This is a genomic window from Streptomyces sp. NPDC001604 (assembly GCF_042893475.1).
Taxonomy (GTDB): Bacteria; Actinomycetota; Actinomycetes; order Streptomycetales; family Streptomycetaceae; genus Streptomyces.
In genome coordinates, this window is sequence record NZ_JBIAUY010000005.1 from 235,999 (window position 1) to 254,469 (window position 18,471).

Here is an 18,471-nt window from a genome sequence, read left to right on the forward strand (position 1 = left end):
GTGGAAGAGCTGGTCATCCGGGACGCGGACGTCGTGGACGGCAGCGGTGAGCCCTCGTACCGCGCGGACGTGGTGGTCGACGGCGGCAGGATCGTCTCGATCGTCAAGGAGGCGGCCGCCGCGGGCTGCCTGCGTCCGAAGGCGCGCCGGGAGCTGGACGCGGAGGGGCTGGTCCTCTCCCCCGGCTTCATCGACATGCACGCCCACAGCGATCTGGCCCTGCTCCGCGACCCCGACCACAGCGCCAAGGCCGCGCAGGGGGTCACGCTGGAGGTCCTGGGCCAGGACGGGCTGTCGTACGCCCCCGTCGACGACCGCACGCTCGCCGAGGTCCGCCGCGCGATCACCGGCTGGAACGGGTACGGCGACGACATCGACTTCGACTGGCGTTCGGTGGGCGAGTACCTGGACCGGCTGGACCAGGGAATCGCGGTGAACGCGGCCTATCTGGTCCCGCAGGGGACGGTCCGCATGCTCGCCGTCGGCTGGGAGGACCGCGAGGCGACCCCGCAGGAGCTCGACCGGATGCGGCAGTTGGTCGCGGAGGGCATGGAGCAGGGCGCGGTCGGCATGTCCTCCGGGCTGACCTACACGCCCGGCATGTACGCCAAGGACGCCGAACTGACCGAACTGTGCCGGGTGGTGGCGGAGTACGGCGGCTACTACTGCCCCCATCACCGCTCGTACGGGGCCGGCGCCCTGGAGGCGTACCAGGAGATGGTGGCCCTGACCCGTCAGGCGGGCTGCTCGCTCCATCTCGCCCACGCCACCATGAACTTCGGCGTGAACAAGGGCCGGGCGCCCGAACTGCTCTCCGTGCTGGACGAGGCGCTGGCGGCCGGGGCCGACATCAGCCTCGACACCTACCCCTACACCCCCGGCTGCACCACTCTCGTGGCGCTGCTGCCGAGTTGGGCGAGCGAGGGCGGCCCCGAGGCGATCCTGAAGCGGCTGGCGGACGACGAGACGGCCGAACGCATCCGGCACGACATGGAGGTCGTGGGCGCGGACGGCTGCCACGGCGTTCCCGTCGAGTGGGACACGATCGAGATCTCCGGCGTGGCGGATGCGGGGCCGGCCGATTTCGTCGGCCGTACGATCCTGCAGTCGGCCCAGGCGCGCGGCGAGGCCCCGTGGGCCACCGCCCGTCATCTGCTCCTTGCGGACCGGCTGGGCTCGACGATCCTGCAGCACGTGGGCCACGAGGAGAACGTCCGGGCGATCATGCGGCACCGCGTCCACACCGGCGGCTCGGACGGCATCCTCCAGGGCACGAAGCCGCACCCGCGCGCCTACGGCACCTTTCCGCAGTACCTCGGCCGGTACGTACGGGAGTTGGGCGTGCTGTCACTGGAGGAGTGCGTCGCCCATCTGACCTCACGGCCCGCCGCCCGGCTGCGGCTGCCGGACCGGGGCCTGGTCCGCGAGGGCTACCGGGCCGACCTGGTGCTGTTCGACCCGCGGACGGTGGCCGCGGGGTCGACGTACGAGAATCCGCGCACGCTTCCCACGGGCATTCCGTACGTCCTCGTCGACGGCCGCTTCGTCATCGAGGACGGCCGGCGCACGGACGTGCTGGCGGGTCGGGCGGTCCGTCGCAGTCCCGTGCGACGGAACGCCACCCGGCGGTGAGCTACGGGACTACGGCTTGGGCAGGGTGCAGCCGGCGGCGCTCAGGTTCAGCTTGTTGCCGGCTCCGAAGCAGGCCGGGATCTGGTAGGTCTCCTCGGCGTAGTTGATGCCCTGGCGGACGGTCACGTTGCCGTTCGCGTCGACCTCGCACGGGTTGTTCTCGGTGCAGCGCTCGCCGTCCTCGTTGCCGGTGTTGTTGACGGCGACGACCTTGCCGGTGGCGTTGTCGACGACGGGCGAGCCCGAGGTGCCGCCGATGGTCTGGCAGGCGGAGGTGTAGCGGAGGGAGTCCTTCCAGGTCCAGTCACCCTCCTTGAGGCGGTAGACGAAGCCGTCGACGTTGCAGGCGTACGTCTTCTTCCAGTAGCCGGAGACGACGGTGATCGCGGTGCCCGCTGTCGGGTGCGTGTCCTGCACGGTGAGCGGACTGATGCCGTAGGTGCTCTTGATCTTCGCGTAGGTGGTGGCGAGCTGGTAGATCGTGACGTCCGTGTCCGTCATCGTCGAGTACGCCACCTTGCTCGCCCTCAGCGTCCCGACCTTGGTGGCCGAGGCGTTGAGCAGGCTGAAGGAACGGCTGGAGGCCTGGTCGACGATGACCTCGCCCGGCTCCGGGAACCCGGTCTCCAGGCAGTGGCCGTTGGTCAGGACGAGCGCCGGGTCGGTGTCCGCGGAGTTCGGGAAGCGGATGACGGACCCGGAGCAGTTGCTGAGCGCCACGGTGCCGGCGAAGTTGACGGCCTTGACGGTGGGCGTGGCCGCCTTGGTCGTCGTCTTTGTTGCCGCGCCGTCCGTCAGCAGGGGCGCTGCGACCGCGGGTGCCATGCCCGCCCCGGTTATCACCAGGGCCGAGAGCACGGCGAGGAGAGGCTTCTTCATGTGGGGGTCCCCTCTTGCGACTTGGGCGACCGGAGATTTTCCGGCCGCCCATAGATTTGACATGTGCATTGTGAGGGGAGAGGGGTGGTTGGGCAAGAACGTATCCAGCCCTACGGCTGCTTGGGCCCCTTGGTGCCGCCCTGTCCATGTCCGGGCTTGCTGCCGGAATGGCCCGGTCCCGATGCGCTCACGGTGGGAGCGGGCGTCGCCGTGGCAACCGCGGTGGAGGTCCCGGCAGTGGGCTCCTGGGTCACACCCCCGGACGCGGCGCGGCTCGGCGAGATGCTCGGGCTCAGGGAAGCCGTCGACGATTCCACTCCACCGTCCGACGGCCGACCGATGGAAACCCCGCCGGGACCCTTTGAAGCAGTAGCCCCGGCAGAGTCACCTGCCGTCGGCGCCGCACTCTCCTCCTTGCCCTGCACGCCACCAGAGGGCGCGGAGGAGCCTCCGGAGACGGAGAACCCGACAACCAGGGCCAACACCACACCCCCGGCGACGACAGCCCCCTTAAGGGGCGCGGGGAACTGCGCGACAAGCCCCCACACACCCGCAGACGGCCGACGCCCCTTCCCCCGCCTCCCCGCGGAGGGTTTCCGCCGGGAGGGCCGCGGCACATACGTCTCGTCCACCGCCGGAAGCGGAGGCATCTCCCGGGTCTCGTCATACGCATTGAGCCACCCGTGCGCAACGGCCGGATCGGCATACTCCTCGTACGAGGGGACCGACTCCGGCTGCGGGTGGTACACGTTCGGCGGACCCTGAGGTGCCCCGTGTTCGTACTCGGGTGGCCTGGACATGACCGCGAATTGTAGAGACGGGCGGGACCCGTGGGACAGCTACCGGCGATAACGGCCCAAACCCCATGTCTCACGTGGCGGATAACACGGGCCAAGAGGCGTTACCGGGCCGTAAGCTCCCAGACATGCAGGTGATCCAGTCGACCAAGCTCGCCAACGTCTGTTACGAGATCCGGGGCCCGGTGCTCGAGGAGGCGATGCGGCTGGAAGCGGCCGGTCACCGCATCCTCAAGCTGAACACCGGCAACCCGGCGGCGTTCGGCTTCGAGTGCCCGCCCGAGATCCTGGAGGACATCCTCCGCAACGTGTCGACGGCGCACGGCTACGGCGACGCGAAGGGTCTGCTGGCAGCCCGCCGGGCGGTCGTCATGCACAACCAGACCCTCGGCATCGAGACCGACGTCGAGCACGTCTTCATCGGCAACGGCGTCTCCGAGCTGATCGTGATGGCCATGCAGGGCCTGCTCGACGACGGCGACGAGGTCCTCGTACCGTCGCCCGACTACCCCCTGTGGACCGCCGCCGTCTCGCTCTCCGGCGGCACGGCCGTGCACTACCGCTGTGACGAGCAGTCCGACTGGATGCCCGACCTCGCCGACGTCGAACGCAAGGTCACCGACCGCACCAAGGCGATCGTCATCATCAACCCCAACAATCCGACGGGGGCCGTCTACGACGAGGCGATGGTCAAGGGCCTCACCGACATCGCCCGCCGCCACAACCTGCTGGTCTGCTCGGACGAGATCTACGACAAGATCCTCTACGACGGTGCCACGCACACCCCGACCGCCGCCGTCGCCCCCGACCTGCTGACCCTCACCTTCAACGGCATGTCGAAGGCGTACCGGGTGGCGGGCTACCGGGTCGGGTGGATGTCGATCTCCGGGCCGCGCGCCCACGCGGACTCCTACATCGAGGGTCTGACGATCCTGGCGAACATGCGCCTGTGCGCGAACATGCCGGGGCAGCACGGCGTGGTCGCGGCACTGAGCGGACGGCAGACCATCAACGACCTGGTGCTGCCGGGCGGGCGGCTGAAGGAGCAGCGGGACGTCGCGTACGAGCTGCTCACCCAGATCCCGGGCGTGACCTGCGTGAAGCCGAAGGGCGCGCTGTATCTCTTCCCGCGCCTCGACCCCAAGGTGTTCAAGATCAGGGACGACCGGCGGATGGTCCTGGATCTGCTGCGCCGCGAGAAGATCATGGTCGTCCAGGGGACCGGGTTCAACTGGTCCGAGCCCGACCACTTCCGGGTCGTGACCCTGCCGTCGGTCGGGGATCTGCGGGACGCGGTCACCCGGATCGGGAACTTCCTCGATGGTTACAGCCAACTTTAGACGAAATCTAAGCTAGGATGGTTTCCTGACAGCACGGGAGGCCATCCATGTACGAACCGATCCGCACACCTCCTCCCCGCAAGGGGTCTGTCCACAGCACGATGGCCGGCACCACCTCCGCATCCGACTTTCCGCACCGCTCCCGTGAGGAGGAGCTGGACATCCAGCTCGCGGGTCATCTGGGGGCGCTGCTCGCCGTCACGGACGAGCTACGGGGGCTTGCGCCCTGCGCCGATCTCGACGAGGCGGCCGAGCGGCTCGCCACGCAGGTGGCCCGGTTGCGGGGCGGCGTGACGCCGGTCCGCATGTCCGCGGCACCGTCCGACGACCTCATGGCGCTGCACGAGCGGGCCCACGCCCTCGCGGGACGCGCGCTGGTCGTGGCGGCCTCGCGGGCGGACACGGCGGCGGCGATTCTTGCCGCCGAGCAGATGGACGTACATGCGGCGGCGCTGGAGCCCCGCGAGCTCACGTCCCGCTGAGCCTTCGGGCTCCCCTTGACGGCCCCGGTCCGCGTGCACCCGCAGCGACGCGCGGACCGGGAGCCACAGCACTGCGTTGGCTTAGGCCGGGGCGCCCATTCGCCATAGGGTTTCATGTTGCTTTGCGGGTGCGGGTTCGCCGTGGCTGATCGCGCAGTTCCCCGCGCCCCTGAAAAGCCGCTGCAGTGCCGCCGCGCATTAGCCGCTGCGGTGCTGCCGCGCCCCTTAGGGGCGCGGGGAACTGCGCGACAAGCCACGACGGACCCGCACCCGGTAGGCCACAGGCCCCCAACGGCGAAGGCCTGCCGGGCCGCTTCCGTCGGGGCGGACGGAAGCGGCACGGCAGGCCCGAGCCACGCACGCCGTTGTGCGCGGCCTCGCACATCGCACCGCGGCCGGCCGTGACGATCACTGGTCAGGGCATCCGTGCCGGCCGCGGAGTCTGCGGGGTGGGGCTCAGCCCAGGCGCTGCACCAGCGCCCGGTACTCGTCCCAGAGTTCCTTCGGGGTGTGGTCGCCGAAGGTGTTGAGGTGCTCGGGGACCAGGGCGGCCTCCTCGCGCCAGACCTCCTTGTCGACCGTGAGCAGGAACTCGACGTCGGACTCGGAGAGTTCGAGGCCGTTGGTGTCGAGGGATTCCTTCGTCGGCAGGATGCCGATGGGGGTCTCGACGCCCTCCGCCTTGCCGTCGAGGCGGTCGACGATCCACTTCAGGACGCGGCTGTTCTCACCGAAGCCGGGCCAGACGAACTTGCCCTCGTCGTTCTTGCGGAACCAGTTGACGTAGTAGATCTTGGGCAGCTTGGACTGGTCCTTGTCCTTGGCGACGTCGATCCAGTGGCCCATGTAGTCGCCCATGTTGTAGCCGCAGAACGGCAGCATGGCGAACGGGTCGCGGCGCAGCTCGCCGACCTTGCCCTCGGCGGCGGCGGTCTTCTCCGAGGCCACGTTGGCGCCGAGGAAGACGCCGTGGTTCCAGTCGAAGGACTCCGTCACCAGCGGGACCGCGGTGGCGCGGCGGCCGCCGAAGAGGATCGCCGAGATCGGCACGCCCTTCGGGTCCTCCCACTCCGGCGCGATGATCGGGCACTGCGCGGCGGGGGTGGTGAAGCGGGCGTTCGGGTGCGCGGCCGGGGTCCCCGACTCCGGAGTCCAGTCGTTGCCCTTCCAGTCCGTCAGATGGGCCGGAGTCTCCTCCGTCATGCCCTCCCACCACACGTCGTTGTCGTCGGTGAGCGCCACGTTGGTGAAGACCGAGTTGCCCCACAGCGTCTTCATCGCGTTGGCGTTGGTGTGCTCACCCGTGCCGGGCGCGACGCCGAAGAAGCCGGCCTCCGGGTTGATCGCGTAGAGGCGGCCGTCCTCGCCGAAGCGCATCCAGGCGATGTCGTCGCCGATCGTCTCGACCGTCCAGCCGGAGACCGTGGGCTCCAGCATGGCGAGGTTGGTCTTGCCGCAGGCGCTCGGGAAGGCTGCGGCGACGTACTTGGACTCGCCGGTCGGCGGGGTGAGCTTCAGGATCAGCATGTGCTCGGCCAGCCAGCCCTCGTCGCGGGCCATCACCGAGGCGATGCGCAGGGCGTAGCACTTCTTGCCGAGCAGCGCGTTGCCGCCGTACCCGGAGCCGTAGGACCAGATCTCGCGGCTCTCGGGGAAGTGCGAGATGTACTTGGTCGAGTTGCACGGCCAGGGGACGTCCTCCTCGCCGTCCTCCAGGGGCGCTCCGAGGGTGTGCACGGCCTTGACGAAGAAGCCGTCGGAGCCGAGCTCGTCGAGGACCGGCTGGCCCATGCGCGTCATCGTGCGCATGGAGACCGCGACATAGGCGGAGTCGGTGATCTCGACACCGATCGCGGAGAGGTCCGAGCCGAGGGGGCCCATGCAGAACGGGACGACGTACATCGTCCGGCCCTTCATGGAGCCGCGGAAGACGCCCTTCTCGCCCTGGAAGATCTCCCGCATCTCCGCTGGGGCCTTCCAGTGGTTGGTCGGGCCGGCGTCCTCCTCCTTCTCGGAGCAGATGAAGGTGCGGTCCTCGACGCGCGCGACGTCGGTCGGGTCGGAGGCCGCGTAGTAGGAGTTCGGGCGCTTGATCGGGTCGAGTTTCTTGAAGGTGCCCTTTTCGACGAGCTCCTCGCACAGGCGCTCGTACTCGGCCTCGGATCCGTCACACCAGACCACGTTGTCCGGCTGAGTCAGTTCGGCGATCTCGTTCACCCACGAGACCAGTTCCTGATGCTTGGTGGGGATGACGGTGGGAGCCGCGTTGTCGCGCGCCACGATTGCTCCTAAATGAGGGATTTTTGTTTTGGAGGCCCCGTGGGGGCTGCGGCCCGGATGCTTCGTGGCTGGATCTTCAGCGCTCATCCGGTGCCGACCGCACTCATTTGATCATCCGACGAGAGTGCCCATATGTCCAGAGGGCCTCACAGGTGAGCGGAGTGGGGATCGTCACGCGGAAGAGTGTTTCCAAGCGTGTTTTTGCGTGCACGTTGAGTTCATCTGAAGGTTCTTTTGCCCGACGGCCCCAGGCGCCAACTGCCGTGAGATGATGGCCACTCTTGGCCCGTTCTCGGCCCGCACTCATCCGCAACTTACGGTCGCGTAGGTACGATGAAGGGCATGACTGCGCCCGTCCCCGACGCGCCAACGGACACGCCGGCCGCCGGCCGCGGTTCCGCCGCGCCCTCCATTCCGCACCAGATCAAACAGCACGCCCAGCAGCTCGCCGAGCCGATCAAGCCGAAGCTCCGCGGCTGGCTGCACCTCGGTATGTTCCCTGCCGTGCTCATCGCGGGCCTGGTCCTCACGGCCCTCGCGGACTCGACCAGAGGCCGCATCGCCTGCGGGATCTACGTCCTGACGGCCTGCCTGCTGTTCGGCGTGAGCGCGCTCTACCACCGGGGGAACTGGAGCCCGCGCATGGACGGCATCCTGCGCAGGCTCGATCACGCCAACATCTTCCTGATCATCGCGGGCACGTACACACCGCTGACGATGCTGCTGCTGCCGGGTGGGAAGGGGCAGTGGCTGCTGTGGGGCATCTGGGGTGCCGCGGCGGCGGGCATCATTTTCCGGGTCTTCTGGGTCGGCGCCCCGCGCTGGCTCTACACGCCCTGCTACATCGCGATGGGCTGGGCGGCCGTCTTCTTCCTGCCGGACTTCATGCGCGCGGGCGGCATCGCGGTGCTGGTCCTGGTGATCGTGGGCGGTCTTCTCTACAGCGCGGGCGGCGTGATCTACGGCATCAAGCGGCCGAACCCGTCACCGCGCTGGTTCGGCTTCCATGAGGTCTTCCACTCGTTCACGCTGGCGGCGTTCGTCGTCCACTACGTGGGGATCTCGCTGGTGGCGTACCAGCACGGGTAGTACCTCGCAGCACCGCAGGGCCACGGCTTCCGAGCCGTGGCCCTTTTTGCATGCCCGAAGCAGATTGAGAGCTCAACCCGATTGACAGCGACCATATTTTGAGAGCTACTCTCATTTCATGGTTACTACCACCTTGAACCCACGGCGCTGGTGGGCCCTCGGGGCCCTGGTCGCGAGCATGCTCACGCTCGGATTCGACACGACGATCCTCAACGTGGCGCTGCCGACCATGGCCGCCGATCTCGGCGCCACCACCGGCCAGCAGCAATGGATGGCGGACGCGTACGTCGTCGTCTTCGCGGCGCTGATGCTCCCCGCCGGGCTCCTCGGCGACCGCTTCGGGCGGCGGCTGATGCTGATCGCGGGGCTCGCGGTCTTCCTCGCCGGTTCGCTGGCGGGCGCGCTGGCCGGGGACGTCAACTGGGTCATCGCCGCCCGTGCCCTGATGGGCGTCGGGGCCGCGCTGGTCACCCCGCTCGCGCTCTCCGTCGTGCCCACGCTTTTCGCCCGCGACGAGCAGCCCAAGGCCACCGCCATCGTCTCCGCGGCCTCCGCGCTCGGCCTGCCGCTCGGCCCGATCATCGGCGGCTGGCTGCTGAACCACTTCTGGTGGGGCTCGGTCTTCCTGGTCAACGTCCCGATGGCCGCCATCGGCATCGCCGCCTGCGTCTTCCTGCTCCCCGAGACCCGCGACCCCGCCTCCCCCAAGGTCGACACCGTCTCCACCGCGCTCACCGCGACCGGCCTCGGCGCCCTGGTCTACGCGATCATCGAGGCACCCACCCGCGGCTGGGGCGACCTGCTGGTCCTGGCCATGCTCGCGGCGGCCGTCGCCCTCATCACCGCCCTGGTCCTGCGCGAACGCCGCGTCGAGCGCCCCATGCTGGACATGACCCTCCTCGCCCACCGCGGCTTCCTCTTCAACACGATCGCCGCGACCCTGGTCATGTTCGTCCTGTCCGGCCTGCTGTTCGTCCTGCCGCCCTATCTCCAGGCGGTCCTCGGGAGCGACGCCTTCGGCACCGGCGTACGCCTGCTGCCGATGATGGGCGGCATCCTGATCGCCTCCCGGACCGCCCCGCAGGCCGCCGTGCGCTTCGGCGGACGCGCCACGGTGAGCGCGGGTCTGGTGGTCCTGGCGTTCGCCGCGTTCCTCGGCAGCCGTACGACGGTCGACTCCGGCTACGGCTACACCGCGCTGTGGCTCTCGATCACCGGCCTCGGCTTCGGCTTCTCGCTCATGCCGGCAATGGGCAACGCGCTGGGCGCCCTGCCCCGCGACCGCGCCGGCAGCGGCTCCGGACTGCTCATGACGCTGCGCCAGGTCGGCGGCGCGATCGGTATCGCCCTGCTGGGCAGCCTGCTCGCGGGCGCCTTCCGCGACCGGCTCGACGTCACCGGGCTGCCCGCCGCGGCCGCCGACACCGCCGGGGACTCCGTGGTCGCGGCGCACATCGTCGCCGAGAAGGCACACCCCGACATCGCGGCCCACCTGGCCGCCTCCGCGAACAGCGCGTACGTCCACGGCATGGGCCTGGTACTGCTGGTGTGCGGGGCCGCGGCGCTGGTATCGGCGCTGCTGGCGGCGGCGTTCCTGCCGAACACCCGGGCCGGCCGGGCCGCCGTACCGGCGGAAGGCACCCCGGACATGGTCGCCCCGGCGGCCGATGCCCGACAATGAGCCGCATGACGGCCGCACGTTCCCCCCTCTCCCCCGCCGACCGCTCCCAGCTCGGCCTGCGCGAACGCAAGAAGATCAAGACGCGTGAGGCGATCCGCACGGCGACCTACGCGCTGATCGGGGAGCAGGGGTACGACGCCACCACCATCGAGCAGATCGCCGAGCGGGCCGAGGTGTCGCCCTCGACCGTCTTCCGGTACTTCCCGACCAAGGAGGACATCGTCCTCACGGACGAGTACGACCCGCTGATGCTGGAGGAGTTGCGGGCACGGCCCGCCGACGAGTCGTGGATCGAGTCGGTGCGGCACATCATGCAGAAGGCGCTGGACCTCATGGCGCAGGAGAGCCCCGAGGTGATCCGGCTGCGGGCACAGCTCGGGGTCCAGGTCCCGGCCGTCCGTTCCAGGATGTACGAGAGCATGTCGGAGACCGGGCGCCTGATGCGGGGGGCCATCGCCGAGCGCTTCGGCCTGGACCCGGACGGCCTCGAGGTCCGCGTCTACGCGATGTCCCTCATCGGCGCGCTCATGGAGGTCAACATGTACTGGGCGGAGAACGACTTCGGGGGCGACCTCGGGACACTCATGAACCGCGCCCTGGACGTCCTGGAACACGGCCTCCCCACCGAAAAGCCCTGAGCCCGCGGCCCCGACGCATGACATCCTGACCGGGTGAACGGTCCCGAGATCCACGTCGAGTTCGCCCCCGGCCTGGCCGTGTTCGTCCAGCACAACCTGGAGCGGAGGCTCGCCACCGACGGTGTCTCCTCCCTCGGCCATGTCGTCGAGTCGGCCGGCGTCCCGCTCACCGAGGTCGGGACGCTGTGGGTGGAGGGCCGCGAGGTGCCGACGTCGTACGTCCCCGCCGAGGGCGACCGTGTGGAGGTCCGCACCGTCGAGCGCCCCCAGCAGGTGCCCGGCGCTCCCCTGCGCTTCCTCCTCGACGTCCACCTCGGCACGCTCGCCCGCCGGCTGCGCCTGCTCGGCGTGGACACGGCGTACGAGTCGACGGACATCGGCGACCCGGCACTCGCCGCCCGCTCGGCCGCCGAGCAGCGGGTCATGCTCAGCCGCGACCGGGGCCTGCTGCGCCGCCGCGAGCTGTGGGCCGGGGCGTATGTCTACAGCACCCGGCCCGAGGACCAACTCCGGGACGTCCTCGACCGGTTCCGGCCCGAACTCAGGCCCTGGACACGGTGCACCGCCTGCAACGGGCTGCTGAAGGAGGCCACCAAGGAAGAGGTCGCCGACCAGCTGCACGGCGGCACGCACCGGTCGTACGACGTCTTCGCGCAGTGCCGGGACTGCGGCCGCGCCTACTGGAAGGGCGCGCACCACGAACAGCTGGTGGCCATCGTGGAGCGTGCGTTGAGCATGCGTACCCAGGAGGGTTGAGTAGCCGCACCGATCACCGCGGCCCGGCCGGCGCGATGGGATGGCGGCATGTACACAGCGCAGCAGCAGTCCGCCGGCCGGCTCCTGACCGGTCTGTCCGTCACCGGCCTCGTGCTGCTCCTGCCGACCGTCGGCCTCGCCTGGCTCGCCGTGCTCGCCGGCGAGCGAGGCAGCCGCTGCCTGGAGTACGGCGAGCAGTGCTCGCAGATTCCCGGCAGCCTGCTCTACGCCCTGTTCTACGCGTCCGCCGCAACCGGAGTGGCGGTACTGGCATGGCCCCGGCACCGGGCGATGCCCGCCCGGGCCGGGGCCGTGGTGTTGCAGTGGGTTCTTCAGTTCACGCTTGGCCTGCTGATCCTCAGCGGCGCCTGACGTCCGCCTTTCCGCAGGCCAGCCCGTCCTTGTTCGGGTCGAGACCCAGCGGGTCGTCGCTGCCGTTGACCTTCAGGCGGCCGTAGTGGTTCTGCTTGAGCCAGGTGCAGCGGGACTTGGTCGTCGCCTTCACGCCCGGCGGGAACACGGTCGGCACACACACGTTGACCGAGCCGTAGTGCCGGTCGCAGCCGGAGATGGTGACGGGGACCTTCACCGAGGTGCGCTTCTTGCCGGGCCCCGCGACCTTGCCCGACAGGGAGTCGGCGAAGGAGTGGACGTGGGCGTCGGCGGTGGTGGCGCTCAGGGCCTGCGGGCCCTGGAGGTGCACCCACTTGGCCACCGAGGGAACCCCGTTGGCGTCGACCGCGAAGAGCATGTACCAGCCGGGCGGGGCCACGTTGGGGTTGCTCGTCACGTTCAGGTCGACGTTGTTGCCGTCGACGGACAGCGGCAGGTCGACGAACCGCTGGTTCGGGTCGGAGGAGTGGGTGACGGCGGCGGGGCGGATCAACTCGGCCTTGACGACGGGGTGGTCGACGGTGATCCGCTGGGTGTCGCCGTAGTGCCACTCCGTGTTGATCATCGAAGTGATCGTCGGGCGCTCGCCCTTGAGCAGATAGGGCGGGGTGTAGATCGACACGTTGTGGTTCCACGTGCCGTTGCCCGGGTTGTCACCCGTCGCCATCACACGGCCGTCGGGCAGCAGGAACGCGGAGGAGTGGTAGCCGCGGGCCTCGGGGTCGGCGGCCACCGGGTCGAAGGTGTTGGTGTCCGGGTCGTAGAGGGAGGCCTCGTGGACCGGGTTGGCGCGGTTGTGCAGTCCGCCGCCGGTCTCCAGCACCTTGCCGTCGGGCAGCAGGACCGCGGAGACGTACATCTTGCCCTGGTTGCCGGTCTCGGCCACCGGACCGTTGCCGAGGTCGACCGTGCCCTGCGGGATCGGGGGCCCGGCGACGTAGGACGGGTTCGCCTGCTTGAGGTCGATGACGTCCGTCAGACGGTTGGCGTCCGGGTTGGACTCGATGTTGCCGCCGCCGAGGGTGAGGACCTTCTGGTCCTGCGCCGGGGGCAGCAGCACGCTCGCGGACTGGTCGCGCTGGTCCTTGTTCTGCAGGCCCGGGACCTGCGTGACCGTGTTGGCGTTGTAGTCGTAGATCGCCGAGCCGGTGCCGGGGATGTTGTTGCCGAAGACATGGCTGCCCGAGTAGAAGAGACGGCCGTCCTGCATCAGGATCATCGACGGGTACAGGCCCCAGTACGACCAGGTCTGGTTGACCTGCCACAGCGCCAGCCACTTCTGCTGGGCGTTCGACCAGTACTCGGCGGTCACCGAGCCGGTCGAGTCCTCGCGCAGACCGCCGAAGGAGACGACGTCACCGTTGCCGAGTTCGGTCGCCGAGGGGTACCAGTGGCCGTCGTTGAGGTCGTTGGTCTTGCTGTAGGTCTCGGTCTTCGGATCGAAGATGTACGAGTCCTTGTAGCCCTCGTAGCCGTGCGAACCGTCCGCCGCCGGGAACGCCTTGTTGCCGCTCAGCACCAGCACCCGGCCGTCCTGGAGCTGGATGTGGCCGGAGCAGAACATGTCCTTCGGGGTCGGGATGACCTTGTAGGAGCCGTCGGCCGGGTTGTAGACGGCGCTGGTGAACGTGCCCGCGTTGAAGTTCTCCTCGCTGTTGCCTGAGCCGGCGATCAGCAGCACCTTGCCGTTGTTGAGGACGACGGAGTGCATGGAGCGCACCGGGTTCTGCGTGGGCAGCACGTCCCAGCGGCCGTTGGCGCACTGGTCCGCCGTGCCGGTGCAGGTGGCGGGCGGCGTGACGTCGGGGACCTGGTCCATCGTGTAGTCGTCGGTGGTCGCCGAGCCGGTGCCGTAGACGGAGACGCCCCAGGTGATGCGGTCGGTGCCGGTCGGGACCTCGGGTGTGCGGACCGTCGCCTGCGTCCAACTCCCCTGCATTTGCAGGGTTTTGAGGTCGGTCCAGTACTGCCAGCCGGCCGTGGTGTCGTGCCGGAACAGGGTGATGTTGGCGTCCGGTGTGGTCGTCTTGTACCAGAGCGACAGGTCGTACTGCTTGCCCGCCGTCACCACCGGCGCGCAGTCCGTCGACTCGGTGATCAGCGCCTTGCGGTCGCCGTCGACGCGGCGGGTGAGCGACACCTTCATCGCCTTGGACCCGCTGTGGGCGTCGCTCGTCGTCTCGAAGGTGAAGTCGTTGTCGCCCCAGCCGGACTTCTCCCAGCAGTACGGCATCCCTCCCGTGCCGTCCGTCTCGAAGCCGGGGTTCTTGACGAGGTTGGCGGCCTCGGCGGACTGGGGTGAGGTGAGGAGCAGACCGGCGGTCAGGGCCCCCACCCCGACCAGTGCGGTTCTCCTGCGGAATCGGTTCACACGGCTCTCCTTGCTGATGTGCTCTTCCCGCGGCCCCTGCGCGGGAGGTAGACCAGCGCTTCGGTCCCGACGAAGCGCAGAACGAAGGTCGTCACGAGCGCGAGCGCGGTGGCGGTCAGCGCACCCATCCCGAACCGGTGCACGAACAGTGCGATCAGCGGGATGCGCAGCACCAGGTCGGCGTTGGCGAGCAGCGCGAACCGGCCGAGGCGGTCCCACCACCGCCGGTGGGCGCGGCGGTCGCGGAACAGCAGATGCTCGATGAGCACGAAGTTCCAGGCGACGCCGAGCTGGTTGGCGAGGATCTCCGCCGGCACGTAGTGCAGGCCGGCGACCGTCAGCGCCCACAGCCCGACCAGGTTCGGCACAAAGCCGCTCGCGCCGATCAGGCCGAACGCCACCATGCGGGCGACGGGCGAGGCGGTGCGCAGTCCGACGAGATGGCGCAGGAAACGGAAGCCCTCCTGCGCGGACGACTTGGACTCCCCCGCGAAGCGGTCCTGGAAGACGAAAGGCACCTCGGTGACCTGGCGGGGGCGGCTGCGGACCGCCAGCTCCAGGAGGATCTTGTAGCCGAGGGGCCTCAGGGCGTCCGCCGTGATGCCGCTGCGGCGGATCGCGAAGAACCCGCTCATCGGGTCGCTGATGCCACGCAGTCTGCGCGGGAACAGGGACTTCGTCAGCCAGGTGGCCCCGCGGCTGACGGCCACCCGGTAGCTGCCGGCCAGGCCCGCGCGGCTGCCGCCCTTGATGTAGCGGGAGGCGACGACCAGTCCGGCGTTCGCGCGCTCGCCGGTGGCCACCAGCTCCGGTACCAGCGACGGCGGGTGCTGGCAGTCGCCGTCCATGACGACGATCCAGTCCGACCCGGCCGCCTTCATCCCCTCGACGACCGCGCCCCCGAGCCCGCCGACCGGCTCCTCGCGGTGCAGCACGGTGACCGGGAAGGGGCAGTCCTCGGCTGCCTCGCGGATCACCTCGGGGGTGTCGTCGGTGGAGTCGTCGACGAAGACGACCTCGCAGGGCAGGCGGGAGGGCACCGACTCGGTGATCTGGTGCAGGAGCCGGCGGATGTTCGCGGACTCGTTGTACGTCGGTATGACGATGGTGACGGCGCCGGGTTCGGCGATCTCGGTGCCGCGTACTGCGGGATCGTCGAGCTCTCCGGGGGCGGTGTACTCGTGGGTCATCGGACGCCTCCGGAGGCGGTCTGGATCTGCCGGATCTCGATGCGGTCGGGGCCGGTGCCGAAGGTGGCGACCGGCATGGAGTGCTCGATGGCCGCCCTGACGTTGGGCAGGTCCACCGCGTCGCGCCGCACCGTCGGGGAGGCGACCACGTAGTCGAGGTCCTTCCAGCCGTGCGGCATCGTCTTCGTCACGGCCGGGTCGAGGTCGGCCTTGTAGAACCAGATGACACCGAGCCCGGGCCGGTATCCGTCGTGCACCAGGTCCAGCCAGAGCGCGTCGTCGACCAGGACGCGGGTGTTCTTCGGGTCCGCGACCTCGGTGGCCAGCCACTTGGAGGCGGACCGGTAGGGGGCGTTGGCGTCGGCGGTGACGGCGGTGCGGTCGCCGTCGTACCACTTCGGGACGACGTAGGCGCCGGCGGCGAGCGCCAGCACGGCGGCGAGGGTGTAGCGGCCGTACGTCGTCCAGCGCGGTTCGTCGGGGCGCCGCCACCTGCGCAGCACTGCCTGCGCGACGGAGGCGGTGCCCCCGGCGAGGACCAGGGCGAGGAAGGGCAGCGCCTGGATGACGTACATCGCGGGCAGATAGCCGCCCGGGCGCAGAGCCAGCGCGGTGAGGATCGCGACGGCGAGTGCCGGTCCGGCGAGGGCGCGCGCGGTGACCGACCAGCGCCAGCCGGCCACCAGCAGCAGGGCGCCGGCGAGGCCGCCGAGCGGCAGGACGCGGTCGTAGTAGAGCCACGAGTGCAGGACGCCCCAGGAGCCGGAGCCGCGGTCGAGGATGAAGCCCGAACCCGGCCTGGTCATCTGGTACTTGGCGCCGTCGAACAGCGAGACGTGCCCGCCGCCCGGGAACAACTCGCCCTTCAGCAGGGCGAACAGGGGATAGCTCAGGCCGATCAGGGTGCAGGCCGTGACGGCTCCCGTCACCGCGAACTTGCGGGTGTCGCGGTGGCTGTGCCGCCACATCGTGACGAACAGCGCCGGGAGGACGACGAGCATCGTCTCCTTGGTGAGCACCGCCGTGGCGGCCGCGAGGCCCGCGCCGAAGTGGTGCCAGAGGTGGCGGCTCGGGGAGGCGGCGAGGGTGAAGGCGAGGAGCGTCCACATCACCGCGAGGTTGTCGAGGAAGATCTCGCGCTGGAGGACGACGGAGAGCGGCGAGAGCCCGAAGAGGGCCATCGCGAGCCCGGCGGCCCAGCGCGGCAGGGACAGGCGGCGGGCGAGGACGTAGACGAGGACCGCGCTGACCGCGGAGACGATCAGCATCACGACGCGCATGGAGCCGACGGTCATCGAGCCGGGGCTGAGCCAGGACGGGATCCAGGTCAGCAGGGCTATCTGGATCCAGCCGAGGGGCGGATGGTCGTACCAGTAGGTGTAGTGGGCCAGGCCCCTGCCGTGCTGGACCGCCCAGGCCTGGGCGAGGTAGGTGCCCTCGTCGTCGCTGAGCGTCGGGTAGTCCGCGATGTTCCAGCCCTGCACGACGAGGATCGCCACGAGGAGCGCGCCGCACAGCAGGAGGTCGGGGCGGGAGGAGCGAAGGCGCCTGGGCGGCGCCGTCGGGCCGGTCGAGCCGGTTTTGGGCGCAGGCTGCCGCTGCGCGGGGACCTTCGGAGTGGTCGCCGCGGGAAGTGTGGAGGTCACGCAGGGACGTCCTCTCGGAGTACCGCTGTGTCGTTGAGATGTGCGCCGACGTGGCTGGTCAGCTCCCAGTCGTTGCGGCCGCGCTGCTCACGCCATACGGCGCGGATCGCGGCCCCCGCGAGGAGGACCTGGTAGAAGGGGCCGCCCACGACCAGCTTGAGGTAGTGGACGAGGCGGACGTGAAGCCCGTACTGCTTGCCGAAGTCGTGCAGTCCGACGACCTCGAAGACGAAGGTGACCGCCGCGGTGACCAGCGGCAGGAAGGTGAGGAAGGCGATTGCGACGGGCACGTCCAGGAAGAGCGCGACCGCCGCGTTGAGCGGAATGATCACCCCGGAGAAGGCCTGCAGGAACGGGGTCATCAGCGTGTACCGGGCGAGCAGCCGCTGCCCGAAGCCCGGGAGCTGCTTCCAGTCCTTCTTCCGGTAGACCTGCAGGAAGCCCTGGTTCCAGCGGGTGCGCTGCTTCAGCAGCGACATGAGACTCCCGGGTGTCTCCTCGCGGGTCACCATGTCGGAGTCGTAGGCGACGACGACCTTCTTGCCGACGGACGACAGCCGTACGCCCAGGTCGCAGTCCTCGGCCAGGCAGTTGGGGTCCCAGCCGTCCGCCTCCCTGAGGACGTCCGTCCGTACGAAGACGGTGTTGCCGCCGAGCGGGATGAACCCCTTCTGGGCGTGCAGATGCAGCCGGGAGCGGAACCAGAAGAAGTACTCCAGGCAGTTGCGCAGGGAGTACCAGCTGGAGTGGAAGTTGATGAGCTGGACGCCGCCCTGCACCACGTCCGCGTGCGTGGTACGGAAGGCGTGGTCGACGTGCGCGAGGAGCTCGGGATGGACCTGGTCCTCGGCGTCGAAGACCCCGACGACATCGCCGCGGCAGTGCGGCAGCGCCGTGTTCATGGCCTTCGGCTTGTTCTTCTTCTCGTGGGTGTCGACGACGACCCGCACGCGTGGATCGCGCGCGGCCGCCTTTTCGGCGACCGCCGTGGTGTCGGGGTCGTCGTGCCCGACGATCACGATGATCTCGAAGTCGGTGTGCGTGGACTCCAGAAGCCGCTGGATCGTGTGGTCCAGCACGGCCTGCTCGTGCCGCGCGGGCAGCAGCAGCGAGAAGGAGACGTGCTCGGCCCCGTCCGGACTGCTGAACCGGGTGGAGGCGAGCACTTCGGGCGTTCGCCACGCGTGCATCTGCCACCACAGGGTGAAGGCCGCCATCCAGAACAAGGCCAGTGAAACGGCAGCGATGAAGACAGACGTCAGCAACAGATCCCCCCAGATCCCCAATGCCCCCTGCC

At 69.5% G+C, this 18,471-nt stretch carries 14 protein-coding genes; 8 read left to right on the top strand and 6 right to left on the bottom strand.

The window, feature by feature from the left end; translation table 11 throughout:
• Positions 1-1,632, top strand: a complete 1,632-nt coding sequence (locus ACFY1E_RS17030; RefSeq protein ID WP_389076430.1) for an amidohydrolase family protein — start codon at positions 1-3, stop codon at positions 1,630-1,632.
• A gap of 9 nt (positions 1,633-1,641) precedes the next feature.
• On the opposite strand, the gene ACFY1E_RS17035 is transcribed toward ACFY1E_RS17030, so the two are convergent.
• Entirely contained in the window at positions 1,642-2,511 is an 870-nt protein-coding gene (locus tag ACFY1E_RS17035; RefSeq protein WP_389076433.1) for a serine protease, read from the bottom strand.
• A gap of 925 nt (positions 2,512-3,436) precedes the next feature.
• Here ACFY1E_RS17035 and ACFY1E_RS17040 point away from each other — a divergent pair.
• Together ACFY1E_RS17040 and ACFY1E_RS17045 are read left to right on the top strand one after the other, a co-directional pair.
• Entirely contained in the window at positions 3,437-4,648 is a 1,212-nt protein-coding gene (locus tag ACFY1E_RS17040; RefSeq protein ID WP_389076436.1) for a pyridoxal phosphate-dependent aminotransferase, read from the top strand.
• A 47-nt stretch (positions 4,649-4,695) separates the two neighbouring features.
• Complete coding sequence (locus tag ACFY1E_RS17045; RefSeq protein ID WP_389076438.1) at positions 4,696-5,130, top strand: hypothetical protein; 435 nt, start codon at positions 4,696-4,698, stop codon at positions 5,128-5,130.
• Positions 5,131-5,586: 456 nt separating this feature from the next.
• On the opposite strand, the gene ACFY1E_RS17050 is transcribed toward ACFY1E_RS17045, so the two are convergent.
• Positions 5,587-7,410: a phosphoenolpyruvate carboxykinase (GTP) gene (locus ACFY1E_RS17050; protein ID WP_389076440.1), complete on the bottom strand. Its 1,824-nt coding sequence runs from the start codon at positions 7,408-7,410 to the stop codon at positions 5,587-5,589.
• Positions 7,411-7,752: 342 nt separating this feature from the next.
• Between ACFY1E_RS17050 and ACFY1E_RS17055 the strand changes: the two genes are divergently transcribed.
• The 5 genes from ACFY1E_RS17055 to ACFY1E_RS17075 all read left to right on the top strand — a co-directional run bounded on the left by ACFY1E_RS17055 (position 7,753) and on the right by ACFY1E_RS17075 (position 11,946).
• Positions 7,753-8,499, top strand: coding sequence for a hemolysin III family protein (locus ACFY1E_RS17055; protein ID WP_389076442.1), 747 nt, complete (start codon positions 7,753-7,755; stop codon positions 8,497-8,499).
• A gap of 118 nt (positions 8,500-8,617) precedes the next feature.
• On the top strand, positions 8,618-10,180 hold the full coding sequence (locus tag ACFY1E_RS17060) for a DHA2 family efflux MFS transporter permease subunit (RefSeq protein ID WP_389076445.1): 1,563 nt from the start codon (positions 8,618-8,620) through the stop codon (positions 10,178-10,180).
• A complete protein-coding gene (locus tag ACFY1E_RS17065; protein WP_389076447.1) occupies positions 10,177-10,818 on the top strand; it encodes a TetR/AcrR family transcriptional regulator in 642 nt (213 codons plus the stop codon). The genes ACFY1E_RS17060 and ACFY1E_RS17065 overlap by 4 nt, the downstream gene beginning before the upstream one ends.
• A 33-nt stretch (positions 10,819-10,851) precedes the next feature.
• Complete coding sequence (locus ACFY1E_RS17070) at positions 10,852-11,574, top strand: Mut7-C RNAse domain-containing protein (protein ID WP_389076450.1); 723 nt, start codon at positions 10,852-10,854, stop codon at positions 11,572-11,574.
• A gap of 48 nt (positions 11,575-11,622) precedes the next feature.
• Entirely contained in the window at positions 11,623-11,946 is a 324-nt protein-coding gene (locus tag ACFY1E_RS17075; protein WP_389076452.1) for a hypothetical protein, read from the top strand.
• Here ACFY1E_RS17075 and ACFY1E_RS17080 read toward each other — a convergent pair.
• From ACFY1E_RS17080 to ACFY1E_RS17095, 4 genes are read right to left on the bottom strand one after another with little or no spacing between them, the layout of a single operon-like run.
• Entirely contained in the window at positions 11,933-14,338 is a 2,406-nt protein-coding gene (locus tag ACFY1E_RS17080) for a galactose oxidase-like domain-containing protein (RefSeq protein WP_389076455.1), read from the bottom strand. The genes ACFY1E_RS17075 and ACFY1E_RS17080 overlap by 14 nt on opposite strands.
• Positions 14,335-15,528, bottom strand: coding sequence for a glycosyltransferase (locus tag ACFY1E_RS17085; protein WP_389076458.1), 1,194 nt, complete (start codon positions 15,526-15,528; stop codon positions 14,335-14,337). Before ACFY1E_RS17085 ends, ACFY1E_RS17080 begins: the two co-directional genes overlap by 4 nt.
• Complete coding sequence (locus ACFY1E_RS17090) at positions 15,525-17,174, bottom strand: ArnT family glycosyltransferase (RefSeq protein ID WP_389076460.1); 1,650 nt, start codon at positions 17,172-17,174, stop codon at positions 15,525-15,527. The genes ACFY1E_RS17085 and ACFY1E_RS17090 overlap by 4 nt, the downstream gene beginning before the upstream one ends.
• Positions 17,171-18,439, bottom strand: a complete 1,269-nt coding sequence (locus ACFY1E_RS17095; RefSeq protein ID WP_389076462.1) for a glycosyltransferase — start codon at positions 18,437-18,439, stop codon at positions 17,171-17,173. The genes ACFY1E_RS17090 and ACFY1E_RS17095 overlap by 4 nt, the downstream gene beginning before the upstream one ends.
• Positions 18,440-18,471 lie beyond the last annotated feature (32 nt).

Coding starts and splice junctions, on each gene's coding strand:
- ACFY1E_RS17035 (WP_389076433.1), bottom strand. CDS start 2,511: ATGAAGAAGCCTCTCCTCGCCGTGCTCTCGGCCCTGGTGATAACCGGG.
- ACFY1E_RS17040 (WP_389076436.1), top strand. CDS start 3,437: ATGCAGGTGATCCAGTCGACCAAGCTCGCCAACGTCTGTTACGAGATC.
- ACFY1E_RS17045 (WP_389076438.1), top strand. CDS start 4,696: ATGTACGAACCGATCCGCACACCTCCTCCCCGCAAGGGGTCTGTCCAC.
- ACFY1E_RS17055 (WP_389076442.1), top strand. CDS start 7,753: ATGACTGCGCCCGTCCCCGACGCGCCAACGGACACGCCGGCCGCCGGC.
- ACFY1E_RS17060 (WP_389076445.1), top strand. CDS start 8,618: ATGGTTACTACCACCTTGAACCCACGGCGCTGGTGGGCCCTCGGGGCC.
- ACFY1E_RS17065 (WP_389076447.1), top strand. CDS start 10,177: ATGAGCCGCATGACGGCCGCACGTTCCCCCCTCTCCCCCGCCGACCGC.
- ACFY1E_RS17075 (WP_389076452.1), top strand. CDS start 11,623: ATGTACACAGCGCAGCAGCAGTCCGCCGGCCGGCTCCTGACCGGTCTG.
- ACFY1E_RS17085 (WP_389076458.1), bottom strand. CDS start 15,528: ATGACCCACGAGTACACCGCCCCCGGAGAGCTCGACGATCCCGCAGTA.